At 65.0% G+C, this 26187-nt stretch carries 18 protein-coding genes; 7 read left to right on the top strand and 11 right to left on the bottom strand.

Annotated elements, in window-relative coordinates:
- The first annotated feature begins 77 nt into the window (after positions 1–77).
- Together QTI66_RS26415 and QTI66_RS26420 are read left to right on the top strand one after the other, a co-directional pair.
- Positions 78–3068 (top strand): L-glutamate gamma-semialdehyde dehydrogenase, encoded by a 2991-nt coding sequence (locus tag QTI66_RS26415; RefSeq protein WP_286563100.1) that lies wholly within the window; start codon positions 78–80, stop codon positions 3066–3068.
- 94 nt (positions 3069–3162) lie between these two features.
- Entirely contained in the window at positions 3163–4437 is a 1275-nt protein-coding gene (locus tag QTI66_RS26420; protein ID WP_286563101.1) for a Glu/Leu/Phe/Val family dehydrogenase, read from the top strand.
- A gap of 186 nt (positions 4438–4623) precedes the next feature.
- Here QTI66_RS26420 and QTI66_RS26425 read toward each other — a convergent pair whose 3' ends face one another.
- Positions 4624–5448: a DUF3800 domain-containing protein gene (locus QTI66_RS26425; RefSeq protein ID WP_286563103.1), complete on the bottom strand. Its 825-nt coding sequence runs from the start codon at positions 5446–5448 to the stop codon at positions 4624–4626.
- Between the two features lie 93 nt (positions 5449–5541).
- Between QTI66_RS26425 and QTI66_RS26430 the strand changes: the two genes are divergently transcribed.
- Entirely contained in the window at positions 5542–6438 is an 897-nt protein-coding gene (locus QTI66_RS26430; protein ID WP_286563105.1) for a DUF2242 domain-containing protein, read from the top strand.
- 36 nt (positions 6439–6474) lie between these two features.
- Here QTI66_RS26430 and aspT (QTI66_RS26435) read toward each other — a convergent pair whose 3' ends face one another.
- From aspT (QTI66_RS26435) to rocF, 3 genes are all read right to left on the bottom strand, one after another.
- Complete coding sequence (aspT, locus tag QTI66_RS26435; protein ID WP_286563107.1) at positions 6475–8163, bottom strand: aspartate-alanine antiporter; 1689 nt, start codon at positions 8161–8163, stop codon at positions 6475–6477.
- A 40-nt stretch (positions 8164–8203) separates the two neighbouring features.
- Complete coding sequence (aspT, locus tag QTI66_RS26440; protein WP_286563109.1) at positions 8204–9925, bottom strand: aspartate-alanine antiporter; 1722 nt, start codon at positions 9923–9925, stop codon at positions 8204–8206.
- Between the two features lie 141 nt (positions 9926–10066).
- Positions 10067–10978, bottom strand: coding sequence for an arginase (gene rocF, locus QTI66_RS26445; RefSeq protein WP_286563111.1), 912 nt, complete (start codon positions 10976–10978; stop codon positions 10067–10069).
- 301 nt (positions 10979–11279) lie between these two features.
- Here rocF and QTI66_RS26450 point away from each other — a divergent pair, with 301 nt between their 5' ends.
- On the top strand, positions 11280–11684 hold the full coding sequence (locus QTI66_RS26450) for a nuclear transport factor 2 family protein (protein ID WP_286563112.1): 405 nt from the start codon (positions 11280–11282) through the stop codon (positions 11682–11684).
- A 20-nt stretch (positions 11685–11704) separates the two neighbouring features.
- Here QTI66_RS26450 and QTI66_RS26455 read toward each other — a convergent pair whose 3' ends face one another.
- The 3 genes from QTI66_RS26455 to QTI66_RS26465 form a co-directional block, all read right to left on the bottom strand.
- Positions 11705–13633: a 3'-5' exonuclease gene (locus QTI66_RS26455; protein WP_286563114.1), complete on the bottom strand. Its 1929-nt coding sequence runs from the start codon at positions 13631–13633 to the stop codon at positions 11705–11707.
- Between the two features lie 139 nt (positions 13634–13772).
- Positions 13773–15035: a branched-chain amino acid ABC transporter substrate-binding protein gene (locus QTI66_RS26460; RefSeq protein WP_286563116.1), complete on the bottom strand. Its 1263-nt coding sequence runs from the start codon at positions 15033–15035 to the stop codon at positions 13773–13775.
- Positions 15036–15109: 74 nt separating this feature from the next.
- Complete coding sequence (locus QTI66_RS26465) at positions 15110–15823, bottom strand: TetR/AcrR family transcriptional regulator (RefSeq protein ID WP_286563118.1); 714 nt, start codon at positions 15821–15823, stop codon at positions 15110–15112.
- An 86-nt stretch (positions 15824–15909) separates the two neighbouring features.
- Here QTI66_RS26465 and QTI66_RS26470 point away from each other — a divergent pair, with 86 nt between their 5' ends.
- The 3 genes from QTI66_RS26470 (at position 15910) to QTI66_RS26480 (ending at position 22513) form a co-directional block, all read left to right on the top strand.
- Complete coding sequence (locus tag QTI66_RS26470; RefSeq protein ID WP_286563121.1) at positions 15910–17532, top strand: AMP-binding protein; 1623 nt, start codon at positions 15910–15912, stop codon at positions 17530–17532.
- A gap of 9 nt (positions 17533–17541) precedes the next feature.
- Entirely contained in the window at positions 17542–20844 is a 3303-nt protein-coding gene (locus tag QTI66_RS26475) for a carboxyl transferase domain-containing protein (RefSeq protein ID WP_286563123.1), read from the top strand.
- Positions 20845–21241: 397 nt separating this feature from the next.
- Positions 21242–22513 carry a GDSL-type esterase/lipase family protein gene (locus tag QTI66_RS26480; RefSeq protein ID WP_286563124.1) on the top strand — a complete coding sequence of 424 codons (1272 nt, stop codon included), beginning with the start codon at positions 21242–21244 and terminating at the stop codon, positions 22511–22513.
- A 1-nt stretch (position 22514) separates the two neighbouring features.
- Here the strand turns inward: QTI66_RS26480 and pip are convergent, their stop codons facing one another.
- The 4 genes from pip to QTI66_RS26500 all read right to left on the bottom strand — a co-directional run bounded on the left by pip (position 22515) and on the right by QTI66_RS26500 (position 26179).
- The gene (gene pip / locus QTI66_RS26485) at positions 22515–23495 is read right to left on the bottom strand and encodes a prolyl aminopeptidase (RefSeq protein ID WP_286563125.1); all 981 of its coding nucleotides are present in this window, start codon (positions 23493–23495) and stop codon (positions 22515–22517) included.
- 14 nt (positions 23496–23509) lie between these two features.
- A complete protein-coding gene (locus QTI66_RS26490; RefSeq protein ID WP_286563127.1) occupies positions 23510–24472 on the bottom strand; it encodes a Bug family tripartite tricarboxylate transporter substrate binding protein in 963 nt (320 codons plus the stop codon).
- 346 nt (positions 24473–24818) lie between these two features.
- Positions 24819–24998: a hypothetical protein gene (locus QTI66_RS26495; protein WP_286563129.1), complete on the bottom strand. Its 180-nt coding sequence runs from the start codon at positions 24996–24998 to the stop codon at positions 24819–24821.
- A complete protein-coding gene (locus QTI66_RS26500) occupies positions 24995–26179 on the bottom strand; it encodes a PepSY-associated TM helix domain-containing protein (protein WP_286563130.1) in 1185 nt (394 codons plus the stop codon). The genes QTI66_RS26495 and QTI66_RS26500 overlap by 4 nt, the downstream gene beginning before the upstream one ends.
- Positions 26180–26187 lie beyond the last annotated feature (8 nt).

The following is a 26187-nucleotide window of genomic DNA, read 5'->3' on the forward strand; positions in this document are numbered from 1 at the left end:
CGAATTTTTGGTGATTAATTCAGGCACGAACGGCGGACGATCGATGGCATTCCGATCCATCCCATTCCCACACTGCCATGCGCCTGCCCACTCCCTATCGCGACGAAACCGGGGTCGTCTCCCAAAGGCTTGAATTCCTCTCGGACGCACTGGATTGGCGGGCGGCAACCTATCAGGCGGCGCCGTGGGTGGAGAACGTGCGCCGCCATCCGCCGCCTTTCTGGGCCATGGAAAGCCTGCTGCGCGAGTACCCGATTTCGAGCGCCGAAGGCCTGGCCTTGATGCGCCTGGCTGAAGCGCTGCTGCGCGTGCCCGACGCGCCCACTGCCATCGCGCTCACCGCCGATCAACTCGGCCGCGCCGACTTCAGCGCCGCGCACGACTCCGCGCTCTCGCGCCTGTCGTCCTCGGCCATCTCGCTGTCGAAAAAATTCCTGCCCGACGCGGATCATCCGCCGGGCCTCATGGCGCGGCTCGGCGCCAAGAGCGTGGTCGCGGCCACCTTGCGCGCGGTGCAACTGTTGGGCCGCCAGTTCGTGCTCGGCCAGACCATCGGCGAGGCCATGGGCGAGGCGCGCTCTGCACGCAGCAAGCATCCGCAACTGCACTTCAGCTACGACATGCTGGGCGAGGGCGCGCGCACCGATGCGGATGCGCGGCATTACCTCGAGAGCTACATCCACGCCATCCAGTCGATCGCCAAGGAGTCGCGTGGCGGCGCGGGCACGCCCGAGCAGATCGATGGCATCTCGATCAAGCTGAGCGCATTGCATCCCCGCTACGAAGCCGCACAGAAAGAGCGCGTGATGCGTGAACTGGTGCCGCGCGTGTGGCAGCTGTGCACGCTGGCGGCGCCGGCGCACCTCAACCTCACCATCGACGCCGAAGAAGTCGACCGCCTTGAACTCTCGCTCGACGTGTTCGAGGAACTGGCCTCGCGCGTCGCCGCCGAGTACCCGCAATGGCAGGGCTTCGGTCTCGCGTTGCAGGCCTACCAGACGCGGGCGCTGGAACTCATCGACCACGTGGCCGCCATTGCGCGCAAGTACCGCCTGCGGCTCATGTGCCGGCTGGTGAAGGGCGCGTACTGGGACGCGGAGATCAAGCGCGCGCAGGAGCTGGGCCTGCCCCACTACCCCGTGTTCACGCACAAGCACCACAGCGACGTGAGTTACCTGGCCTGCGCACGCGCTTTGCTCGCGGCGCCGGATGCGATCTATCCGCAGTTCGCCACGCACAACGCCGGCACCATCGCGGCCATCCTGCAGATGGCTTCGCGCACGGCAGTGTCGTCGTCGAAACCTACTTTTGAATTGCAGCGTTTGCACGGCATGGGCGAGGGCGTGTTCCGTGAAGTGATGAAGTCCGCGCCGCAGGTGCCGGTGCGCGTGTATGCGCCCGTCGGCCAGCACAAGGACCTGCTGGCGTACCTGGTGCGAAGGCTGCTGGAGAACGGCGCCAACTCCTCTTTCGTGAATCAGCTGGGCGACGACCATGTACCGCTCGACGAGTTGCTCGCGTCGCCGCTGCACCTGACACGCACTTCGGAGATTGCGCTGCCGGCCCGGCTGTACGGACCGCTGCCCGCGCGTGCGAACAGTGCAGGCCTCGACCTCGCTGTCGACGCCATGACCGCGCCGCTGTTCGCCGCACTGGAACGCACCACCGTACCGACCGTCGACGAAGCCAGCGAACAGGCGGTGCAGCGTGCACTCCTCCTGTCGCGCGTCAGCTTCAGGGACTGGCGCCGCACGCCCGTCAAGGCCCGCGCCACCATGCTGCGCGAAGCGGCCGACGCGCTGCAATCCGAACTGCCGCGCTTTTGCGCACTGCTCGTCAAGGAGGCCTTCAAAACCTGGGGCGACGCGGTGTCGGAAGTGCGCGAGGCCATCGACTTCCTGCGCTACTACGCCGACGAAGCCGAACGCATCATGCAGCCCATGCCGATGCCCGGCCCCACCGGCGAAAGCAACACGCTGTGCCTGGTGCCGCGCGGGCCGTGGGTGTGCATCAGCCCGTGGAACTTCCCATTGGCGATCTTCGCAGGCCAGGTCGCCGCGGCGCTGGCCACGGGCAACTCGGTGCTGGCCAAGCCCGCCGAGCAAACGCCGGGCGTGGCGCTGGAGATGGTCAAGCTGCTGCATCGCGCCGGCGTGCCGGCCGATGTCTTGCAACTATTGCATGGTGCGGGCGAAACGGTCGGCGCCGCGCTGGTGGCGGGCACGGGCGTCGAAGGCGTGGTCTTCACCGGCTCCACGCAGGTCGCCAGGATCATCCACCGCGCGCTTGCGGCCAAGGATGGCCCCATCGTTCCGCTGATCGCCGAGACGGGTGGCATCAATGCGATGGTGGTGGACTCCAGTGCGCTGCCGGAGCAGGTGGTCGATGCGGTGGTGCAAAGTGCCTTCCGCTCCGCCGGCCAGCGTTGCTCGGCCCTGCGTCTTCTTTGCGTGCACGAAGGCATCGCCGACGACGTGATCGAGATGATCCGCGGTGCCGCCGCCGAACTCAGCGGCGGCGATACCGCCAGGCTGGCGACCGACGTGGGCCCGCTCATCGACCGCGAAGCCTTCGACAACGTGGCGCGTGCCGCCGAAGGCCTGGATGCGACGCAAAAGGTCTTGCTGAATGCGCAGGAGCCGGCAGATGCCACGCGCAACTTCATGCCGCCGCGGGCCTACGAGGTCGACAGCATCGACAGCGTGCGCAACGAGATCTTCGGCCCGGTGCTGCAGATCGTGCGCTGGTCCGGTGAAGCGGGCGATGTCATCGAACGCATCAACGCGCTGGGCTACGGCCTGACGCTCGGCATCCAGACGCGCATCGATTCGCGTGCTGCGGCGCTGGCGGTGCAGGCGCATGTGGGCAATGTCTACGTCAACCGCAACATCATCGGTGCGGTGGTCGGCGTGCAGCCTTTTGGCGGAGAGGGACTCAGCGGCACCGGGCCCAAGGCGGGCGGGCCGCACTACCTCTATCGCTTCTGCGCGGAGCAGACGGTCACCATCAATACCACGGCAGCCGGTGGAAATGCCGCGTTGTTGGGAGGCGTTGCCGCAACGGCATAAGGCGCTTCACTTCATGCATAAGGCATGGCGCGCGATGGCCGCGAGGACTATCGTCGCGCCCATCCCTTCAACAGAACCAAAGAGATTTCTCGTCATGAGCGAACCACTCTCCTTCGTCAATCCCTCACCCAACAGCCCGTGGGGCACTTACCTTCAACAAGTCGACCGCGTGATTCCCTATCTGGGTGAACTGGCGCGCTGGTCCGAGACGCTCAAGCGCCCCAAGCGCGCACTCGTTGTCGATGTGCCCATCGAGATGGACGATGGCAGTGTCGCGCACTTCGAGGGCTACCGCGTGCAGCACAACATGAGCCGCGGCCCGGGCAAGGGCGGCGTGCGATTCCACCCCGACGTCACGCTGGAAGAAGTGATGGCGCTGTCGGCCTGGATGACGGTCAAGACCGCAGCAGTGAACCTGCCCTATGGCGGCGCCAAGGGCGGCATTCGCGTCGACCCGAAGAAGCTGTCGCTGAAGGAACTTGAGAAGGTCACTCGCCGCTACACCAGCGAGATCGGCATCATCATCGGGCCGCACACCGACATTCCTGCGCCGGACGTCAACACGAATGGCCAGATCATGGCGTGGATGATGGACACGTATTCGATGAACGTCGGCGGTACGGCGACGGGTGTCGTCACCGGCAAGCCTCTGCACTTGGGCGGCTCGCTCGGCCGCGTCAAGGCAACGGGCCGTGGTGTGTTCGTCACCGGCCGCGAAGCGGCGCGCCGGCTGGGCCTCGACCTGCGCGGTGCGCGCATTGCGGTGCAGGGCTTCGGCAACGTGGGCTCGGTTGCGGCAGAGCTTTTCGCCGAAGCCGGCGCGAAGATCGTCGCAGTGCAGGACCACACCGGCACCGTCGTGAACGAGGACGGCCTGGACCTGAGCAAGCTCATTCCCATTTCGCGCACCGTGGCCGGCTGCGTGAACTTCAAGGGCGGCGAAGTGGTGCCCAACGAGCAGTTCTGGAGCGTGCCCTGCGACATCCTGATTCCCGCCGCGCTCGAAGGCCAGATCACCGCTGAACGCGCGAAGAAGACCACCGCCAAGCTGGTGCTCGAAGGCGCCAACGGCCCCACGGTGCCCGAAGCCGACGACATCCTTGCCGAGCGCGGCGTGCTGGTCGTGCCCGACGTGATCTGCAACGCCGGCGGCGTGACGGTGAGCTACTTCGAGTGGGTGCAGGACTTCTCGTCCTTCTTCTGGGACGAAGACGAGATCAACGAGCGCCTGGACCGCATCATGATGAATGCGCTCAACCACATCTGGGACACGGCCGACAAGCACAAGATCAGCCTGCGTACGGCGACCTATGCGGTGGCGTGCGAGCGCATTCTGATGGCGCGCCAGGAACGCGGGTTGTATCCCTGAGGCGAGCAATTGCCTGTCAGTATCAGCAATGCCAATTCCTGACGGGCGGGTCTTGAGAATGCGAGCTCCTGCCCATATACTTGCTGTACGCCGTGACTGCGTCGATACCAGCAGGTTTGAGGGGTAACCCTTAACACGGCGCCTTCTTTGAATAGTGCTCCTTCGCGGAGCACTATTTTTTTGCCCCTACCAACCGTCTCGCGGCAGTTTCACGACCCCATACCCCAAGACGCTTCCCGTTGGGGAGGTGCGAAGCGATCCGGCAACCTGCCGGTAAAAGCGGTCGTCACCCGCCTTGAATTTCCTGAAGATTGCCCCCGCGACAATGTCGGCAAACTGGATTCCCACGCTGAGGTGTGAGGGTGCAATGAATAGCCCTTCGATCACGTTGTGATATTCGGAGATGTTGGCGGTAGGTGACGACATCAGCGTCGCATGCAAATTGCGAAGGCTGTCGTCATCCTTGGGGCCACGGTGGTCGCAGACAACAATCCCGTGCACCGACTGGTCGCTGCGGCGAGAAAGATCCTGAAGGAAATACTGGAAGCGCTCGGTCAGTTGCTTGTACGCGAATTGATAGATGTCCTCAGGCCGATTGATGTGGTCCTTCTGGTAGCAAGTGGGCGCGTGCGCGACGACGCTGATGATCGTGATCGTCTTGTACGCTGTTAATGCTTTGTAGAGCGCGCAGCGAAGCGCCTCCTTCTCATCGGCGCTCAGATGTGCGAGCGGGTTCGCCTTGCCTCCCTTGGCTGGCGCGAAGTATCTCCATTTGATTTCGCCATGCACCTGATAAGCCGCCTTGATGCGATTCAAATCTGCTGCGAGCTTTACCCAAACCTCCTCCGGAACAACGACACCTCCGAGGACAAAGTAGCCGAGTTGATCGGCGTCTTTTGGTTGTGGTGGCGTGCCCGACTCATCGATAAACAGAAGCTGCATGCTTCCATTGTGCAAAACCAAAAATTGCTTTATCAGAGCCTTGAGCAATTCGCGCGAGGGAGTTTTCATATGACTGTCGACATCGGCCTGTGCCCACGGAACGCGGAGCGGATTTGCCCCTCCAATGGGGTGCCGGCACGTCGCCGGGTAGCATTTCCGGAAATGATGTCGCACCCCTTCCCCCGTTTTTCACGTTTTGCACCTTCGCGGCCGGCTGCCGCGCTGCTGGCTTTCGCGGCCATCCTGGCGCTGGCCGGCTGTGGCACGAACAAGCCCGTCGCCTACAACCCCGAGACCTTCGCCTCCACCGACACGCACGCGCGCACCTTCGAGGCGAGCGAGGCGCAAACCTGCGAGGCGGCGCGGCGCGCGCTGTTGAGCCAGGGCTATCTGGTCACGGCGGCCAATTCCGAGCTGGTGACCGGCAAGAAGGCCTTTCAGCCTGCATATGAAGTGCACGTGGAAGTCGAATTCCGCGTGGTGTGCGCCAAGGACGTGGGCGGCAAGCGCAAGGGCCCGAAGAGCACCATCGCCTTTGTGAGCGCAGTGCAGGACCGCTACAGCCTCAAGAAGGTCAATAACTCCGCGAGCGTGGGCGTGGGCATGATCGGCTCGGTGTCGCTGCCGTATTCGTCGAGCGATGACGCCATGGTCAAGGTCGGCAGCCAGACGGTGACGGACGAGCGCTTCTACGAGCGCTTCTATGCGCTGATCGAGCGCTATGTGGTGGCCGACGGGCCGGAGGAGCCGGTGCCGGTGGCGGCCACGCCGCCCGCAGCCTCGCCTGCTGCCCCGGCTGCGGGTGCCGCGCCGACTGCAAAGCCACCGGCGGCAACGGCAGCAAGCGCGACGACCACGGCAGCGGCACCGGCCGCGCCGAAGGCGGAAACGACGCCGGCTTCCACGGCGCCATCGAGCCCTGCACCCGCGGCCCCTGACGCAGCCGCCAAGCCCGCAGAGTCTTCAGCGGCCAGCAAGCCGGTGGAGCCACTGGGCGAACCCGCCAGCATGCCCAAGGCATCGGATCCGCCGCCGGCCGGCGAATCAGCCACCAAGTAGCCGCGAACGCAGGCCCTGCGCTGTCCTGCGCACCAATCAGGCCAAAGCCACGATCAGCGGCCCGAGCAGGGTCAGCAACACGTTCGCCAACGCATAGGTGATGGCAAAGGGCACGGTGGGAATCGAGTTCTCCGCCTTGTCCAGCACCTCGCCGAAAGCCGGATTGGCACTGCGCGAACCCGACAGCGCACCCGCAAAGATGGCTGTGTTGTCATAGCGCAGCACATAGCGGCCAATCAGCATAGTGAGGATCATCGGCACGATGGTCACCACCACGCCCACCAGGAAGATCGTGAGCCCATGCTCCTTGACGGTCGTGACCGCCTGCAGCCCCGACTGCAAGCCCACGACCGCCACGAAGCCGGCCAGGCCCAGGTCCTTGAGGATCTGCACGGCGCCAATCGGAAACTCTCCGAAGGTCTGCTTCTTCGCGCGGTACCAGCCGAACAGCAGCCCCGCCAGCAGCGCACCGCCGCCGCTGCCCAGCGTGAGCGGAATGCCGCCCAGCTTGATGCTCAGCAGGCCCACCAGCAAGCCCACCACGAGGCCACCGCCGAGGTAGACGAAGTCGGTCTTCGCGCTCGGCACGATCACTTCGCCGACCGCGCTGGCCACGCGTCGCACGTCGTGCTCGGCGCCATACAGCGTCACGGTGTCGCCGGCCTGCACGACCAGGCCCGGCCCCATGGGCTGCACCTGACCCATGCGGCTGATCTGCACCACATACACGCCATGGCGCACGCTGGCGGAGGTGGCCCGGCGGATGTCGCCGATCGTCTTGCCGTGCAGGTCCTTGTTGGTGATGACCACGTCGCGCCGCTGCATGGTGAGTTCCATGCCGTCGATGCCGTAGACCTCCTTGCCCAGCAGTCCGGCGCTGCCCACGACCGCGTTGCGGCGGCCCACGACGAGCACGATGTCATCGGCCAGCAACTGCAGCTGCGGCTCGACCTCGACAAAGTGCGCGCCCCGCTTCACGCGCTCGATGGTGATGCCTGCCTCCGGGTCCGCCGCCTCGACCTGCGCGACCGTGTGCTGCTTGCCCGCCGTGATCTTGTACAGGCGTCCCACGAGGTTCGGCGCCGCCTGGTGCTGGTCGGTGCCGAGCACCTGCACGCCGGCCTGCAGTTGCGCTTCGGCCTTGATGGCGTCGTCGCGGATGGTGGTGCCCATGAACTTGGGCAGGATGTTGACGCACACGATGATCGCGCCGAACGAGCCGAACACGTAGGTCACCGCATAGCCGACGGCCACGTTGCCCTGCAGTCGCTTCACCTCCTCGGCGGCCAGGCCCAGCTTGGCGATGGCGTCGCCCGCGGTGCCGATGATGGCCGACTGCGTGAGCCCGCCCGCCGCCACGCCGGCCGCCAGCCCCTTGTCCAGCCCGCACAGCTTGGCCATGACCACCACGGTGACCAGCCCGGTTGCGGCCATGACGACCGCCATCAATATTTCCTTGACCGACTGCTTGCCCAGCGAACTGAAGAACTGCGGCCCGCTCTCGAAGCCCACCGCGTAGATGAAGAGGGCAAACAGCACCGACTTGACGCCCGAGTCGATGGTCACGCCCACTTGGCTGACCACCACCGCGACCAGCAGCGAACCGGCCACGCCCCCCAACTGGAACTTGCCGAACTTGATCTTGCCGATCAGGTAGCCCAGGCACAGCGACAGAAAGAGCGCAATCTCCGGCGAACGCTTGAAGATGTCATGCAGCCATTCCATGGCGTGGTTCTCCTTGCTTTGCTTCTGCGCGATGGCGCAGCTACGCTTGCACAATGCCCGCCAGGGCAACGATGAGCGGGCCCATCAAGGGCAACACAACGTTGGAGATGGCGTAGGTGATGGTGTAGCCCAGCAGCGGGGTGGTGTTGCCTGCGGCGTTCTGGATGGCGCTCAGTGCCGGCGTGCTGCACTGCTGACCCGCAATGGCCCCCAGCAGCACAGGCGCCTCGAACTTCAGGAAATAGTTGCCCACCAGCAGCGAGACGGTCGCCGGGATCACCGCGATGGCGACGCCCATGAGCGGCAGCGACACGCCGTACTTGTGGATGAGGTCCATCGCCTGCGGCCCCGAAGACAGGCCCACGCACGCGATGAAGGTGGCCAGGCCGATGTCCTTGAGCAGCGAGAGCGCATCGTCCGGCAGGCTGAGCCGGCTGGGATGCTTGGCCTGGTACCAGCCGAACACCAGCCCGCTGAGCAGGGCGCCGCCACCGGTCCCCAAAGAAAAGGGAATGCCGCCCAGCTTGACGCTGTAGAGCCCGATCCACACGCCCAGCACGATGCCCGCGGAGGCGAGGGCGATGTTGCTCTTGGATGACTTCAGCATCCGCTCGCCCAGACGCGGCACGGCCACCGCGAGGTCTTCGGCGCGGCCAAAGAGCTTGAGATGATCGCCGCGCTGCAAGTGCAGGTCCGGCAGCAAGGGCATCTGCTGGCCGCCGCGCACCACGCTGGCCACCAGCACGCTGGCGGGCACGAGGGCTGCGCCGCCGGATGGCGTCGGCATCGAGAGCTCGCGCAGCGTGAGGCCTTGCGCCGCTTCCTCGCGAAGCACGATGTCGGTGCTCTCCAGCACGAGCCCGAAAACGCTGGCGTCGGCGGATTCGCGGGCAAGGCCCGAGGTGGCCTCCTGCATCTCGACGACCGCGCGGCGATGGCCGATGACCAGCACCTGGTCGCCCACCTCGAAATGCATGCCGGGCGTGATGTCGACCTTCTTGCCGCCGCGGATGAGGCCCTGCACGCTGCCGCTGCTGCGAAGCAAGGCGCTGAGATTGGCGACTGGCCGGCCCACGCCGAGGGTGACTTCATACACCCGCCCCACCAGCTCGGGGACTGCGAGCGTGGCGCTTTCGTCTTCCTGCTGGCCGCCCATCGATTTCCAGAGCTTGTCGGCCTCTTCGCGCAGGTTCACGCGCAGGATGATGGGGAAGATCTGGCTGGTGACCACGACGATGGTGATGAGGCCGAAGATGTAGGTGATCGAATACGCCGTGACGACGTTGGCCTGCAATTGCTTGATCTGGTCGGGCGGCAGCGCGAGCTTGGAGATGGCGTCGGTGGCGGTGCCGACCACGGCGGACTCGGTGGCAGCGCCCGCCATGAGGCCGGCCGCCGTGCCTTGGTCCAGATGCATGAAGCGCGTGGCCATGAGCACCAGCGCGAGCACGACGACCACCTCGATGACGCACAGCAGGCCGATGCGCAGGCCCTTGGCGTTGAGGTTGGCAAAGAACTGCGGGCCGCCCGCGTAACCGAGTGCAAAGATGAAGAGCATGAAGAACACGTTCTTCACGCTGGGTTCGAGCGTGACGCCCAACTGGCCGATGAGGAGCGCGGCGATCAGCGTGCCGCAGATGCCGCCGAGCTGGATGGGACCGAACTTGATCTGGCCTACGGCGTAGCCGATGCAAAGCGCCAGAAACAAGGCGATCTCTGGATGCGCGCGAAGAATATCCCCGACCCAGTTCAGCATCGTCATGTTCTTGTGGCATCGCGAGGCGCGATACCTTTAAGTGACAAAGGCGATGGAGTGTAGCCACAAACAGCGAGGAAACCGAGACAATCGCGCGGCCCCTTTTCCAGTGCGCCGATGGTGCGTCCGTGGCGCGCCGGCGGTGCGTCAACGCACGAGCGTGGACTTGCCGAACAGGCTTTCGATGAGTTCCACGGCGACGCCTGCGGTGGCGTTGCGCACGTCCAGTGCGGGGTTGAGTTCGACCACGTCGAGCGAGCCCAGGCGGCCGGTGTCGGCGATCATTTCCATGCACAGCTGCATCTCGCGGTAGGTGGGCCCGCCGCGCACGCCGGTGCCCACGCCGGGCGCATCGGCGGGGTCGAGGCAGTCGAGGTCGAAGCTCACGTGCAGGTGCGTGTCTTCGTCGATGTCCTGGAGCACTTCGGTCATGGTGGTGCGCATGCCGTGCTCGTCGATGTGGCGCATGTCGAAGACCTGCAGGCCGAGCGTGGCAATCGATTGCTTTTCTTCCGCGTCGACGCTGCGGATGCCGATGAAGCGCAGCGCGTCGGCGCCGAGGGCCGCGGGCTCGCCGCTCCAGCCGGTCAATGCGGAAGGGCCGTTGCCGAGCAGGCAGGACACCGGCATGCCATGCAGGTTGCCGCTGGGGCTTGTCGCCTCGGTATTGACGTCGGAATGCGCATCGAGCCAGATCACGCGCAGCTTGCGACCGCGTGCCCGTGCGTGACGCGCGACGGCGCTGATGGAGCCGATGGCCAGGCAATGGTCGCCGCCCATCAGCAGCGGCACATGCTGGGCCGTGAGGGCCGCGTCGACGGCGTCGTAGACCGCGCGGTTCCAGGCGATGACTTCATCGAGATGGCGAAGACCGTTGGCGGGCGGCGTCCATGGCGTGGCGGGACCGGAGAGGTTGCCGCTATCCACCACGTTGAAGCCGTGGCGCGCGAGCGTGGCCGGCAGGTCCGCAACGCGCAAGGCATCCGGGCCCATGCCGGCGCCGCGAACGCTGGCGCCGACGTCGGTGGGAGCGCCAATCAGATGGATCGTTGGGGCCACGGTGCGACAACACTTTCTTGAAAATGAGGAGCAAGACGTGGGCGCGCACGAAGGCGGGCCGGGACGTGGTCATTGTCACCGTAGCGCGATGGATTGCAATTGCTGCTGAGGGGCGCTCTGGATTTCAAGATGCGTCTGGCTGTTCGGATGGCGTTACAGGCTTGCCGGGGTTTCCAGGCTGGGGTTTTCCTCGGAGAATTTGTCGCTGTCGATAGCCGGCCCTGCATCAGCAAGGGTTGGCGTACAAGCGGCGTTCAAACTGCTCGATGAGTCGCATGGCGGCTCAGGAAAGGTCCCGATCATGAAGACGGCAACCCCAGAAGTGACCACGGATTTCCTGCAGGCATTTGCCGATGCCTGGAACCGTCACGATGTCGACTCGCTCATGTCGTTCATGACAGAGGATTGCGTCTTCGAATCCTCGGCCGGCGACGATGTCTGCGGCAATCGATATGTTGGCAGCGAGGCCGTGCGTGCTGCATTCGCGGATGTCTGGGCTGTGTTTCCGGATGCCCACTGGGGGAACGCGCGCCATTTTGTCCACGGAGACCGGGGCGTGTCGGAGTGGACGTTCACAGGAACACGGGCGGACGGGACGCGCGTTGAAGTTCACGGGTGCGACCTGTTTACGCTTCGGGATGGACGAATCCTGTTGAAGAACTCGTATCGCAAGAACCGCCCGCCGCTTGCGAAGTTGACGTCTTGAGGCCGTCTTGGCCCGCAGCATCATCGGAAGTTGGCGAGAAAGCTGCTGGCGCGCCCAGTCGCATGTGTGAGAGTCAGCAAATTGCGTGCCCTTGATGCGGCAACGTAAAAGAGATTTCTTTCGTCTGCGCTATGGCCATCAAAACTTCCTGCGTTCGCGCCCGGAACAATGACGTGATCGAATTCAAGCCCTTTGGAAGCCTCGATGGTGGAAAGAACGATCCGCTTCTCCTGCTGGCTTCTTGCCTTCGCAGCGTGGTCATACTGAAGCAAGGCATTCAGCAGCGAATCAATGGATGCATACCTCTTCGCCACGTTGCGAAGGCCTGCAATGGAGGATTCGACCTCTTCCACGTCTGAACGCCGGACGAAAACCTTCTTGGCCAGTTCATTGATTCGAAGGGCAGCAATGGCCTTTGATAGATCGCCAATGGCGTTGGTCCCAGCCAACGCGATTGCTTCATGAATTGGTTGCGCGACCGCAGGCACTGTTTCGCGAAGCAGGTGGGTCAGTACGAACGATCGAAAGTTCTCCTCACTGGCGTTGTCGACGACTCGTTCGGTCGCATCTGCGCTCCCCGCGCCCTGGAGCGTGATGCCCCCGACGAACTGCCACGTCGCTCGCTTCGCAGCCTTGAGTGTGTTGGTGTCGAATTTGGCTTGCAGGTCGACCGCGACAGCCAGCAGCATCCGGACGAACAGGATTTCCGGACGTTCAAGGAAACTCTTGAAGCCCACCGTTTCGTAGGGCAAGTTCCTGACAATCAAAAGGTGCTCCAGTTCAACAGCATCCCCCGGGTGTCGGAGCAAGACTGCAAGATCCTGGAGGCCAGAGTCCTCATCGAGCCCTCGCCTGCTTCTGGCGGCGTCTTCGACAGTGTGAAGGACCTCTTCCGCCGTGTTGGCGACCCTGACCTCCACTCCCGATTTCCGATCCTTGCTCGCGGCATATGCCTTGCCTGCGAATCTTCCAAGCGGCTGCGCCAACGAATCACCAAAGCGGTGAGTCATCGTGAGCGGCAAGCGCGTGGGCTCGCCGAGCTCGATATCAAATCCGTCTTTCATGAAGTACGAGTCGGCGCCGTCCTTTGCATGGATGACCTGATCACGGTCACCGACGCCCAGGAAGGTGCAACCATCGTTGACTTCCAGCAGCTTCTTGAGCACCGTGAAGATGGCCCAGTTGCAGTCGTGCATTTCGTCAAGGATGACGGCCTCCGCGCCAAGCCACAGTGGATGGTCTTCCCAAGAAAATGATGGGTCGTCTGCGATGAGCAACCGGGCCAGGTCGTACGTGGCATCGCCCATGTAGCGGAACCTTGCCTGCTCGCCTTGGCCATCCAGTACAGCTGTTCGCGCGCGTTCGTACTCCCTGAAGACGGCAAGGGTGGTGAAACTGAAACCCAGATCGAGCGCACTCTGTGGCGTCAAGGAAAAGTATTCGCCAGCGCGCTGAATGGCCATCGATCCCTTGATCTGACCGAACTCCTCGAGAAGCCCTTCCACCGCCAGCGCCCCCGTACCGTGCAAAGAGAACTCTCCCGGGAATCGCTCGTCGACCCGAACTCGGGCACTCGCGATGGCGTCAATGACTGCGCTTCGAACGTCTTCGGGTTGCTTGTCACGTCGGACCCTGATTCCTTCGAATCGCTCCAGCCTTGCAGCACAGAAATCTTCAACTGTGCTTACGCGTAGTTGCCGAACGACGTCTCTGGACAGGTCAGCCCGGGCAAATGCCGCTCCAAACGCTTTCACGCCTGGCTCTGTGTAGCTCAAGGCAAGAATCGTCTTGGGATGGGCGCCGCGCTCAATGCGCCCGGCAATTGCAAACGCCGCAGTGGTTGTCTTCGCCGCGCCTGCATTGGCCTCAACGATGATCCGGCTGCTTTCACAAGCGCGGATGGCTTTCTGCTCGTCGGTCCATTTCAGGCGCACACGGTTTGAAGTCATGAATCCACTACGCTTTCTTGTCTGGATAAATCGACGAGCGCCGGGTAACTTCGAAAGCCCGGTGCGTTTTCTGGCGGTAGTAGACAGCCACCGAGGCCGGCACAGTCCCGCCTCAAATGGTCAACGCGTATCTACCCACCTATTGCACTTGCGGCCTCACCATCTTGCATTCCGTCCCTTGCGCCAACTCATTCCCGCTGTACACCGCATCGGTGCGGAACCCATAGTTGGTTCCTTCCCATCCCGTTTTCACCACCTTGCCGTCCACCGGCACGATGGTGTTGACCACTTGCGGCAGCAAGAGCTGATGGTCCTCGGCGCGCATGCGCACCGGGCCGACGACTGAGTCGTAGCTGAGGTCTTCCAGCGCAAGGGCGACCTTGACGGTGTCCGTGCTCCTGGCCTTGCCGATGGCGGCGGCCAGCAGGTGCGGTGTCATCTCGATGCGCGGCACGAAGAAGTCGCTGCCCGTCCTGGCCTTGTAGGCCTTGGCCAGCGCCTCTGCCTTGGGCACGTCGGCCTCGCCCGGATGCCACTCGGCCACCCACGTGAGTTGGCCGACCTTCGATTGCGACACGGCGAGCACGGTGCCCGGCACCGCACCCGCGCTGTGGTTGAAGTAGCGCAGGTTGTAGCCCGCATCGCCCGCCGATTTCAGCAGCAGCGTCATGTCCTGGCCCCAGTTGCCGGTGATGACAGAGTCGGCGCCCGACTGCTTGATGTTCGCGACGTACGGTGCGAAGTCCTTCACGCGGCCGATGGGGTGGAGGGTCTCGCCGACGAACTGGATGTCGGGGCGCGCAAGCCCCACCATCTGCTTGCCGTATGAAGCCCACTGCTTGCCGTGCGCGTAGTCCTGGTTGAGCAGGTAGACCTTCTGCACCTGCGGCGTCTTCTTGATGTAGTTGGCAATCGCCTTCATCTTCATGGCCGTGTTCGCCTCGGTCTGAAAATGCCAGAAGCTGCAGCCCTTGCCGGTCATGTCCGGGTCGATCGACGAATGATTGAGCACCAGCAGTTCCTTGCCCGGATTGCGCTGGTTCCAGCGCGACACCGACTGCACCAGCGCCGTGACCACCGACGAGCCCGAGCCGCCGGTGACGATGGCGCGCGCGCCCTGGTCGATGGCCGCCTGCAGCGCGCTCTGGCTTTCCTGTGCGGAGAGCTTGCTGTCGAACTGCAGCAGCTGCATCTTCACGCCGCCGGGCAACCCGCCCTTGGCATTGATGTCGTCCACCGCGTACTTCGTGTTCAACAGCATGATCTCGCCCACGTTGGCAAACGGGCCCGATAGCGGGTCGATGTATGCGATCTTGTAGGTCTCCTGTGCGTTCGCCGCGCCGATGCACAACAAGGCTGAAGCAGTGATGGCGCGCAGCGGCAGTCGATGGACTTTCTTCATGTGTCGATGTCTCCGGGAAGGGGTGTGGGTGACAGCAAGCGGCATGCAGCCGCTCGATCGGGAAAGCGGTGAGATCAGCTGCCGGCGTCGCGCAGGCCCAATACGCGCCATGCAAGCTCGCACAGCTGCGCCACGAGTTCGTCTTGCGACAGCCGGCCATCGGGCCGGTACCAGGTGTAGAGAAAACCAGGCAGGCTGCAGGCGGCGAGCGCGGCGATCTTCGCGTCCTTGAAGTCGAAGTCGCCGTTCGCGCGTGCCTCTTCGAGCAAGGGGCACAGCGTGTCGTAGAAGTGGTGGGCCAGCTTGCGCTGCGCCGCAAGAAACTCCGGCCGGTACACCTGCGGCTCGCGGTACGCGAAGAAGGCGCAGGGCTGGTTGGCAATGGTCGCGCGAATCAGGCGCTCGATGCCGACCAACACCTTCTCGCGCGCACTGCGTGTGTCGTCTGGCGCAAAGTCCATCGACGTCAGGCATTCGACCGCGGGCCGCCATGAAAGCGTTTCGAAGATCTCCTGCTTGTCGCGGAAGTAGTAGTAGACGAAGGGCTTGGTCACGCCGAGCTTGCGCACGATCTGCGCCATGGTCGTGTTGGCATAGCCTTGCGCTGCAAACAAGTCGGCCGCGACCTGCAGGATGCGCTCGCGCTGCACGTCGGTGCCCTGCGTGGCGGTGCGCTGGCGTCCCGTGCCTTCGGGCAGGTCGATGCGCCTGGCGCGCTCCTCGCGCTCCTTGCTCCTGGCCTTGGTGCCGCCAGAGGGTTTGTGCCGTGTCGCCGAAGTTATACCCATGGGTAGGATTGTTGGTGCAACATGCAGCCAATGGCAAGCGCACGGCGCCTGCGATCCGCTATCGATAACCCTGAGAGAGTGACGCCATGGAGACAAAGCCCCCCGTCCGCCCGCAGCAGCCGCTGCACGAGTTCCTGCGCCAGCATGCGCGTGAACGTGGCGATCATGCGGTGTGCATCTGGTACGGCCACCGCATGAGCTTTGCCGAACTCGATCGCGCCAGCGATGCCTTCGCCGCGCGGCTGCAGGCCATCGGCGTGAAGAAGGGCGAGCCGGTGGTGCTCTTCCTCAACAACTGCCCGCAGTACCTCGTTGCGCATTACGGCATCCAGAAGATCGGTGCCATCGTGTGCCCGAGCGGGCCGCTCAACAAGGAACATGAATTGGCCTACCAGGTCGGCGACCTCAAGGCGCGCGTGATCGTCGCCGCGTCCTCGTTGCTGCCGGTGGTCGACAAGGTGCGCACGCAAGGCACGCTCGAGCATGTGTTCGTCGTGCACTACGCGGACTTGCTGCCGCCCGCCGATGAACCCGGCATCGACGTGCCGGCGGAGCTGCAAGCCGCGCAGCAGCAAGAGCGCATCGTGCCCGCGGGCTGCGAAGACTTCCTCGCCGTCATCAACGAAAAGGCCAGGCCCGAGCACGTTGCCATCGACATGGACGACGTGGCGCTCATGACCTACACGTCCGGCACCACCGGCTTGCCCAAGGGCGCGATGCTCAGCTTCCGCAACGCGCTCTTCAAGACCAGCGCTGCAGCCGATTGCAACGGCGTGAACGCCGACGACGTGTCGCTCTCCATCGCGCCGCTGTATCACATCGCCGGCATGCTGATGGGCGTGAACGTGCCGGTGCTCGCCGGCATTACCTCGGTGCTTCTGCATCGCTTCGATCCGCGCGCCGTGCTGCAGGCCGTAGACCGTTACCGCGTCACCTGGTGGTACAGCATCGCGCCGATGAACGTCGCGGTCATGCAGCTCTCCGACATCAAGCGCTTCAACCTGTCGAGCCTGCGCCGCAACCCGGTCACGAGTTTCGGCATCACCTTTACCGAACCGCTGGCCCGGCAGTGGCAGGGCTTCGCAAAGAACTGCCTTTCCTTTGAGGCCGCGTATGGCTTGTCCGAAACGCACACCTGCGACACCTACACGCCGCACGATGCGCCGCGCTGGGGCACGCAGGGCATCGCGGCGCCGGGCGTGACCATCCGCATCATCGACCCCGACACGCAAGCCCCGATGCCCACGGGCGAGATCGGCGAGATCATCCTCACGAGCCCGGGCACCTTCAAGGGCTACTGGAACAAGCCCGAGGCCACGGCCGCCACCTTGCGCAACGGCTGGGTGCACACCGGCGACATGGGCAAGATCGATGCGGATGGCTATCTCACCTTCATCGGCCGCTTCAAGGAAATGATCAAGGTCTCGGGCTACAGCGTGTTCCCCGAAGAGGTCGAGACCATTCTCATCAAGCATCCGGCCGTCGCTCAAGCGGCGGTCATCGCGCAATCGGACCCGGACAAGGGCGAGGTGGTGAAGGCCTTCATCGTGAAAAAAGCGGGCGCACAGGTCGACGCGCAGGCGATCATGGATTGGTCGCGCGACAACATGGCGAGCTACAAGGCGCCGCGCCAACTGAGCTTCATCGATGCGCTGCCCACCACGGGCGCGGGCAAGGTGCTGCGACGCCTGCTCAAAGACTTGCCCTGAAAGGCTGAAGTGTCATTCAAAAGAGTATTGATTGCGAACCGCGGAGAGATCGCCGTTCGACTCGTGAGGGCGCTGCGCGACTTGGGCATCGGCAGTGTTGCGGTACACGCGCGTGACGACGAAGCGGCCCTGCATGTGCAGCTGGCCGACGTGGCGGTGGCGCTCGGTGCGACAGGGCCGTCTGCGTATCTCGACATCGCGAGCTTGATCGACATCGCGCGTGCCGGGCAGTGCGATGCGGTGCATCCGGGCTATGGATTCCTGAGCGAGCGCGCGGACTTTGCGCAAGCGTGTGCGGACGCGGGCCTGACCTTCATCGGCCCGGCTGCCGAACAACTCGCGCTCTTCGGCGACAAGGCCCGTGCGCGCGCCCTGGCGCAGCAGTGCGATGCGCCCGTCATGCCGGGCAGCGCCGGCGCCGTTTCCTTGCAGGAGGCGCAGGCCTTCTTCGCGGCGCAGACAGCGGCCGGCGAACATGCGGGGGTCATGGTCAAGGCCATCGGCGGCGGTGGTGGACGCGGCATGCGCGCGGTGCTCAAGCCGGAGGACTTGCCCGAGGCGCACGCGCGTTGCACCTCGGAAGCCAGGGCGGCATTCGGCGTCGATGGCGTGTACGTCGAGCGCCTGATGCTCAACGCGCGCCACATCGAGATCCAGGTCATCGGCGACGGGAGCGCGGTGGCCAGCCTGGGCGAGCGCGAATGCACCTTGCAGCGTCGCTTCCAGAAGCTCGTGGAAATCGCACCCAGCCCCGCGTTGAGCAACACGCTGCGTGAGCGCATCACGCAGGCCGCGCTGCGCATGGCGCAGGCCGTGGGCTATCGCGGCCTCGGCACCTTCGAGTTCCTTGTCGACGAGCAGTCGCGCGCCTTGCCATTCGTCTTCATCGAAGCCAATCCGCGCCTGCAGGTCGAGCACACGGTGACGGAAGCGGTCACGGGGCTGGACCTCGTCCAACTGCAGATCGGCGTGGCTGCGGGCCAATCGCTGGCGCAACTGGGCATCGAGGTTGGACGCACGGCCACGCAGCGCGGCTTTGCGATCCAGTGGCGCATCAATGCCGAGACGCTGGACGCGCAGGGCAACGCACGGCCGTCCGGCGGTGCGATGGCACGCTTCGACATGCCCGCAGGCCCGGGCGTGCGCGTGGACACGCACGGCTATGCCGGCCTTGCGCCTTCACCGCACTACGACACGCTGCTCGCCAAGCTGGTCGTGCATGCAGCGTCGTCGCAGTTCGCCGACGTGCTGCGCCGTTCGCAACGCGCGCTGGAGGAGTGCCGCATCGAAGGCATCGCGACCAACCTGCCGCTGTTGCGCGCGATCGCCGCGCGGCCCGAGTTCGAACGACAGGCCGTGCACACGCGCTTTGTCGAGGCCCACCTGGCCGATCTGCTGGCGGCGTCGGCGCAGTTCGAGCGCGCGCCGAGTGCGGTTGCCGCGCACGCCGCACCGCGCCCCGTCGTCGAGGACGATGACGGCGACGATCTCATCGTCAAGGCGCCGATGCCCGCCAGGCTGGTGCAGTTCGAAGTCGATGTGGGCGACGTGCTGCCCGCCGGCGCGCAACTGGGCGTGCTCGAAGCGATGAAGATGGAGCATCTGTTGCACGCGCCGGTCGCCGGCTGCGTCGTGGCCCTGCTGGCGGCGCCGGGCGACTATCTGGTCGAAGGCCAGTCGCTGGTGAAGCTGGAAGCGGTCGATGCCGAAGCGGTGCATGCCGAAGCAGTGCAGGCCCACGACCCCGACGCCATTCGCGCAGACCTGCAGAAGGTGATCGATCGCCATGCGCCCACGCTCGACGCCAACCGGCCCGCCGCCGTTGCAAAGCGCCATGCACAAGGCGGTCGAACCGCACGCGCCAACATTGCCGACCTGTGCGACCTCGCCGACGACCCGGGCAACTTCAGCGAATACGGCGCCCTGGCCATCGCCGCGCAAACGCGCCGCCGCACACTCGACGACCTCATCGCCAACACGCCCGCTGACGGCATGATCACCGGTGTCGGCAGCGTCAACGCGAAGCAGTTCGGCGCAGAGAAATCGCGTTGCGTGGTCATGTCCTACGACTACACGGTGCTGGCGGGAACGCAGGGCATGCGCAACCACCAGAAAACCGACCGCATGCTGCGCGTGGCGCATCAACTTGGCTTGCCCGTGGTGCTCTTTGCCGAGGGCGGCGGCGGGCGGCCGGGCGACACTGACATGCCCATCGTCGCGGGTCTGAACAACCACACCTTCAGCCAGTTCGCTGCGCTATCGGGCAAGGTGCCGGTGGTGGGCATCGTGCATGGGCGCTGCTTTGCGGGCAACGCGGCCTTGCTGGGCTGTGCCGACGTGATCATCGCCACCGAGGCCAGCAACATCGGCATGAGCGGTCCTGCGATGATCGAAGGCGGGGGGCTTGGCACCTTCTTGCCCGAGCAGATCGGGCCGAGCAGCGTGCAGTCGAAGAACGGTGTCATCGACGTGCTCGTCAAGGACGAGGCGCATGCCGTGGCGGCAGCGAAGCAATACCTCTCCTACTTCCAGGGCGCGACCACCGATTGGCAATGCGCCGACCAGCGCCTGCTGCGCCACGCGGTGCCCGAGAACCGCCTTCGCGTGTACGACGTGCGCGCCGCCATGCACGGCGTGGCGGACACCGGCTCGGTGCTGGAATTACGCGCGGGCTTTGGCGCGGGCATCGTCACTGCGCTCGCGCGCATCGAAGGCAAGCCGGTCGGCCTGATGGCCAACAACCCGCACCACCTCGGCGGTGCCATCGATGTCGATGCCGCAGACAAGGCCGCGCGCTTCATGCAGTTGTGCAACGCGCATGGCCTGCCCATCGTCGCGCTGTGCGATACGCCGGGCTTCATGGTCGGCCCCGAGGTCGAGGCGCAGGCGCAGGTTCGCCATGTGTGCCGCATGTTCATGGTGGCCTCGCACTTGCGCGTGCCGTACTTCGCCGTGGTGCTGCGCAAGGGCTACGGATTGGGCGCGCAAGCCATGACGGCGGGCGGCTTCGATGCGCCGGTGTTCACCGTCGCATGGCCGACCGGCGAGTTTGGTGCGATGGGCCTCGAAGGCGCCGTGCGGCTGGGTTTTCGCAAGGAACTCGAAGCCACGGCCGAAGGCGCGGAGCGTGATGCGCTGTTCAAGAAACTGGTGGCGCAACAGTACGCGAACGGCGAAGCGATCCACATGGCGCAGACGCTGGAGATCGATGCGGTGATCGATCCCGCCGAGACTCGTGCGTGGCTGGTGCGCGGCCTGGCGTCGTCGGCCGACATGCATGCCGCCGCCGCGCCCTTCGTCGACACCTGGTGATGGAGACAGGTGCTGCGAATGGGTTGCGCCTGTAACAGTTGATTTGCCACTGCCTGCAGCGCCAGCCACGCGCTGAAACGAATAGACGGAACTTCGCGCTGCCTGATACGCCTGAAGGCGCGAGCGCCGTGCACCATAGCGGACATGTGGGCGGCAGCGCCGCAGCCGACGGGTTCAAGTCGGTGCGCGTGGTGTCCATTCCTCAAGTCATCAAGGGGCGGCGTGCCCTGAAGGCTTGCATTGGTTGTCTCCTCCACCCACCTCTGGTGGATTTATCCCCGGGGCCTGCGCCCCGGGGATTTTCTTTTTTGCGCGTGACTGGCCCGTTCGAAAGCCCTGAACGGCCGCGTGTAAACCAGCGCACCGAGCGAAGGCGCGGCCCTTACACTTTGAAGCCATGTCACTGCCGGGTGCGTACTTCTCCGCTCGCAGCGTTGCCGCACTCGCCTTGGGCATGGCGCTGGCCGTCGCCGGCGCGGCGCGGGCGCAGACCCAATGGATCGGCACATGGGCCGCTGCGCCGCAGGACGTGACCAGCGTTGCTGCGCCGCTCGGCCAAGGCAACTTCTTTCCCTCGTTCAATGGTCAGACGCTGCGCGAAGACATTCAGGCGAGCGTGGGCGGTGCGCAAGTACGCGTTCGCTTTTCCAATCTTTTTGGCAGTGCGCCCCTGCACCTCGCAGCGGCCAGCATAGGGCGGCGCACCGGGCCCGATGCGATGTCGCCCGCCACGCTGAAGTCGCTGCGCTTTGGCGGCAAGCGCGACGTCACCATCCCGCCCGGCGCCCAGGCGTGGAGCGATCCGGCGCCGCTCGCCGTGCAGGCCGGTGATGCGCTGGCCGTGAGCCTTTACCTCGACCGCGAGACGCTGGTGGGCACCGCGCACCACCAACCGCCCAATGGAACGCGCGTCGCCGACGGCAACCAGGTCATGGCGCCGACCTGGAATGGTGCGGCGCGTTCAATGTGGAATCCCTTCGTCACAGGGCTGGACGTGGCCAGCCGCGAACCGGCCAGCGTCGTGGTGGCCTTTGGCGATGGCATCACGCAAGGCGCGCTTCAGCTCAGCGGCTTGCCGGGCGACTACCCCAGCCGCCTTGCCCAGCGCCTGCAGCAACAACGCCCCGCCACCACCGGCCGTGCGGTGGCCGTGCTCAACGCCGGCATCGCGGGCAACAGCTTGTTGTCAGCGGGCGCGGGCGCCAGCGGTCTGGGCCGGTTCGAGCGCGACGTGCTGGAGCAAAGCGGCGTGACGCACGTCATCGTGCTCATCGGTGTCGAGGACATTGCCGCCATCGAGTCGGCCGGGCGAGCCTCGGGCGGCTTGCCCAACGACATGGCCATCACGGCGCAGATCGAAGCCGGGCTCAAGGACTTGATGGATCGCTCGCGCCAGCACGGCAAGAAAATCATGCTGGGGACGCTGCTGCCCTTCAAGGGTTCGGCCAAATGGTCGCAACGCCGAGAGATCGCGCGCCAGGCCGTCAACCGCTGGATCCGCGGCCGGCAGGCCATCGATGGCGTGATCGATTTCGACGCCGCCCTGCGCAGCAAGGCCGACCCGCAGATGCTCGATCCGCGCTTTGACAGCGGCGACCACTTTCACCCGGGCGAGGCAGGCTATGCGGCGATGGCTTCCGCAGTCGACCTTGGCAAGCTGCGCAAATGATTCACCGGGTCATCGCAAACTCATTCGTCGCCCGAATGAGCAGGTCCAGGATGCCTGGCTCCTTGAACGCATGGCCCGCGTCGTTCACAAGATGGAAACTGGCTTCCGGCCACGCCTTGTGCAGTTCCCAGGCCGTCTTCACCGGCGTCGCCATGTCGTAGCGGCCTTGCACGATCACGCAGGGGATGCCACGCAGTTTTTCGGCACCGCGCAACAGTTGCTGGTCTTCGAAGAAGCCGTTGTTCACGAAGTAGTGGTTCTCGATGCGTGAGAACGCCAGCGCGTAGTGCGGGTCGGTGTGTGTGGCATCGACGTCTGCATCGGGCAGCAGCGTGATCGTTCGACCTTCCCAACGGCTCCATGCCACAGCGGCCTCGATTTGGGCCTCTGGGTCGGTGCCCGTCAGGCGCCGGTGATACGCGGCCATGAGGTCATGGCGCTCTTCTTGCGGGATGGGCGCGACGAAGCTTTCCCATTCATCCGGGAAGATCCACGAGGCACCTTCCTGGTAGTACCAGAGAAGCTCTTCCCGCCGCACGGTGAACACGCCGCGCAGCACCATCTCGCTGACGCGCTCCGGGTGCGTCTGCGCATACGCGAGTGCAAGCGTGCTGCCCCATGAACCGCCAAAGACCAGCCACGCCTTCGCCCCCAACTGCTCGCGCAGCTTCTCGATGTCGGCGACCAGATGCCAGGTCGTGTTGGCGTCCAGGCTCGCGTGCGGGGTCGAGCGTCCGCATCCGCGCTGGTCGAACAGGAGCACGCAATACTTGTCCGGGTCAAAAAGACGGCGATGGTCCGGGCTGCAACCGCTGCCGGGGCCGCCGTGCAGGAACACCGCCGGCTTGCCCTCCGGATTGCCGCACAGCTCCCAATACACCTGATGCCCGTCACCGACATCCAGCATGCCCGAATCGAAAGGTTCGATTGGGGGATAGAGCGGGGATGCCGCCGTCCCGGGTGAACTGGGTGCGGTGTTCATGCTGGCCTCCCGCCTTATTCGATGGTGGCGCCCGATGCCTTCACGATGTCACGCCACTGCAGGTACTCCTTCTTCAGCAGCGTGCCGAACTGCTCGGGCGTCATGCCCTGCGGCTCCGCCCCCTGGGCGATGATGGCGGCCTTCATCTCGGGCGTGGCCAGCAGCTTGTTCACCTCGGCGTTGACCGTCGTGATGACCTCCTTGGGAGTGCCGGCCGGCACGAACAGGCCGTACCACGTGCTCACGTCGAAGTCCTTGTAGCCCAGTTCCGCGACGGTGGGCACGTCGGGCATCGAGCTGCTCCGCTTGGCGGAGGTCACGGCCAGCGCGCGCAGCTTGCCGGACTTGATCTGGCTCATGGCCGAGGGCAGCGAGGACACCATCAGGTCCACGTTGCCGGCCAGCACATCCATCATGGCCGGGTTCGAGCCCTTGTAGGGCACGTGGCGCAGCTTGATGCCGGCGGCACTGCCGAAGATCTCGCCCGCGAGGTGGATGGTGGTGCCGTTGCCGGGCGATCCGTAGGTGACGGTGTCGGGCGTGGCGCGCGCAGCGGCGACGACGTCCTGCAAAGTCTTGAACTTCGATTCGGTGCGCGTGACGATCACCACCGGCGTGTAGGCCACGTGGGCCACGGCGACGAGGTCCTTGGTGGGGTCGTAGCTCAGGTTCTTGTAGAGCCACGGCGCGACGACCATGTTGTCCTTCTGGCCCATGACCATCTCGTAGCCGGTGTGCGGCGCGCGTGCGGCTTCGGCGATGCCGATGGTGCCGCCCGCGCCGGCGCGGTTGTCGGGCACCACCGTCCACTTGCTCACCTCGGTGAGCTTGGTCGCGACGAGGCGCGACAGGATGTCGGTGCCGCCGCCCGGCGGGAAAGGCACGATCAGGTGAATGGGCTTGGCCGGATAGGGCTGGGCATGTGCGACGGCAAAGGCCAGCGCCAGCGCGGCGGCGGTGAAAAGCTTGCGGATCATGGTTTTGTCTCGTGGGAAGTGCAGGCGGACCGGGGCGGGCATTGTGCATCCTGCGGCGCGCGCGAGGGCCCATCGTTTTGCGATTGGCGCCATCGGCATCCGGCAGCACCATGATCCGCGGCCTGTCCGGCAATGGCGTGTCGCCAGTGCACCTACCTGTTCGACAAGGCGATCGAATCGACCTTGCAGGCTTCGACCAAGCTGTGCTGGACTTGTCACCCAAGTCCTCGCACATCTGGTACCCATGCCGTTACGCGGGAAAGGGCATGCGGCGGTAATGGCCTGCGCCCATTGCGAAGGCCCGGCGCCCCTCACCCGACCTCTCCCCGGAGGGGAGAGGAGGAAGTCAAGCGCGGCGCCAGCCGAACCAGATGCCCACGCCGACGGGAATGCCCAGCGCCACCCACGCCAGGGCATCGCCCACACCGCCGTCGCTGAACAGGGCGGAGATCAGGCCGATGACGGTGAGCACGCCCATGGCCAGCGGCCAAGCCCAGAGGTGCCAGAAGTGGGTGCTCGTCTTCATGTCAACGCCTCGGGTTCCGTCGCCGGCCGCATGGGCGAGCCGGCGATGTCTTTGTCCACCTTTCTTGGCGCCGGTGCAGCGGCGGCCGCGTTGCTGCGCTTCAACCAGAGATAGAGCCCGCTGCCCAGGACAATGATGGTGGCGATGTCCAGCAGCGCCCAGAGAATCTGCATCGGCATGCCGCCGTAGTCGCCGAAGTGCAATGGTTGCGAGACCAGTAACGCCGTCAGGTACCAGGGGAGCGCGGGACTGGCCGTGATGGCGTTGGACTTGGCATCCACCAGCACCGGCTGGAGCAATCGCGAGGTGAAGGGCTCGTTGCCGCGCAGGAACACCGTGTTGTGATGCGGGCTCGAAAACGCAGTGCCCGGAAAGGCGATGAACGAGAGCTTGGTGCCCGGCGCGCGCTCCATCGCCACGTCCAGCGAGCGCTGCACCGAAGCGCGCTCGGCCGCCAGCACCGTGGGCTGGCCCTGGTAGGGCTGCAGGATGGCGCTCAGCTGGTCGTACTGCCAATACTTGATGATCAGGTCCGCCCACGTGTTGATCATGCCGGTCGCGCCCACGGTGAAGGCCCACACCAGCGTCACGATGCCCAGCAGGTTGTGCAGGTCCAGCCACTTCAGGCGCGGACGCCGTTCGCGGCGCACGGTGCCGAAATCCAGCTTGCGCATGAAGGGCGAATAGAGCACCACGCCGCTCACGATGGCCACGAGCAGCAGCAAGCCCATGAAGCCCAGGAAGAGCTTGCCCGGCAGCCCCGCGAACAGGTCGACGTGCAGCTTGAACATCACGTACATGAAGCCTTCGTCGAACTTCGGCTGGGCCAGTACCTGCCCCGTGCGCGCATCGACGGCCACGCTCTTGAAGTCATCGGTCGGCGCAGGCGTCGGCGTCAGCGTGACGAACCAGATGGCGTCGTCATCTTCCGGCTGCGAGACGAACTGCACGACGCGCTCCGGATGCAGCGCATGCGCCACCTCGATCACCCGGTCGAGGCTCGCGCGCGGCGTGTTGGCCGGCATCTTCGGCGCCTCGACCTCCGTGCCCAGCAGGTGCCCGATCTCGTGGTGGAAGATCAACGGCAGCCCCGTGATGCATAGCAGCAGCATGAAGACCGTGCAGACCAGGCTGCTCCACTTGTGAACCCAGGCCCAGGTCTTGATTCGTCGGCTGTTCATGACGGGTA

Origin of the sequence: Variovorax brevis (genome assembly GCF_030317105.1) — a bacterium.
Classification (GTDB): domain Bacteria; phylum Pseudomonadota; class Gammaproteobacteria; order Burkholderiales; family Burkholderiaceae_C; genus Variovorax; species Variovorax brevis.

Excerpts from the sequence above, each read along its gene's own strand:
- QTI66_RS26480 (WP_286563124.1), top strand. The coding sequence starts at position 21,242 with ATGTCACTGCCGGGTGCGTACTTCTCCGCTCGCAGCGTTGCCGCACTC.
- QTI66_RS26500 (WP_286563130.1), bottom strand. The coding sequence starts at position 26,179 with ATGAACAGCCGACGAATCAAGACCTGGGCCTGGGTTCACAAGTGGAGC.
- QTI66_RS26450 (WP_286563112.1), top strand. The coding sequence starts at position 11,280 with ATGAAGACGGCAACCCCAGAAGTGACCACGGATTTCCTGCAGGCATTT.
- QTI66_RS26415 (WP_286563100.1), top strand. The coding sequence starts at position 78 with ATGCGCCTGCCCACTCCCTATCGCGACGAAACCGGGGTCGTCTCCCAA.
- aspT (WP_286563107.1), bottom strand. The coding sequence starts at position 8,163 with ATGGAATGGCTGCATGACATCTTCAAGCGTTCGCCGGAGATTGCGCTC.
- QTI66_RS26430 (WP_286563105.1), top strand. The coding sequence starts at position 5,542 with ATGATGTCGCACCCCTTCCCCCGTTTTTCACGTTTTGCACCTTCGCGG.
- QTI66_RS26495 (WP_286563129.1), bottom strand. The coding sequence starts at position 24,998 with ATGAAGACGAGCACCCACTTCTGGCACCTCTGGGCTTGGCCGCTGGCC.
- pip (WP_286563125.1), bottom strand. The coding sequence starts at position 23,495 with ATGAACACCGCACCCAGTTCACCCGGGACGGCGGCATCCCCGCTCTAT.
- QTI66_RS26455 (WP_286563114.1), bottom strand. The coding sequence starts at position 13,633 with ATGACTTCAAACCGTGTGCGCCTGAAATGGACCGACGAGCAGAAAGCC.
- aspT (WP_286563109.1), bottom strand. The coding sequence starts at position 9,925 with ATGACGATGCTGAACTGGGTCGGGGATATTCTTCGCGCGCATCCAGAG.
- QTI66_RS26470 (WP_286563121.1), top strand. The coding sequence starts at position 15,910 with ATGGAGACAAAGCCCCCCGTCCGCCCGCAGCAGCCGCTGCACGAGTTC.
- QTI66_RS26465 (WP_286563118.1), bottom strand. The coding sequence starts at position 15,823 with ATGGGTATAACTTCGGCGACACGGCACAAACCCTCTGGCGGCACCAAG.
- QTI66_RS26490 (WP_286563127.1), bottom strand. The coding sequence starts at position 24,472 with ATGATCCGCAAGCTTTTCACCGCCGCCGCGCTGGCGCTGGCCTTTGCC.
- QTI66_RS26420 (WP_286563101.1), top strand. The coding sequence starts at position 3,163 with ATGAGCGAACCACTCTCCTTCGTCAATCCCTCACCCAACAGCCCGTGG.
- QTI66_RS26425 (WP_286563103.1), bottom strand. The coding sequence starts at position 5,448 with ATGAAAACTCCCTCGCGCGAATTGCTCAAGGCTCTGATAAAGCAATTT.
- QTI66_RS26460 (WP_286563116.1), bottom strand. The coding sequence starts at position 15,035 with ATGAAGAAAGTCCATCGACTGCCGCTGCGCGCCATCACTGCTTCAGCC.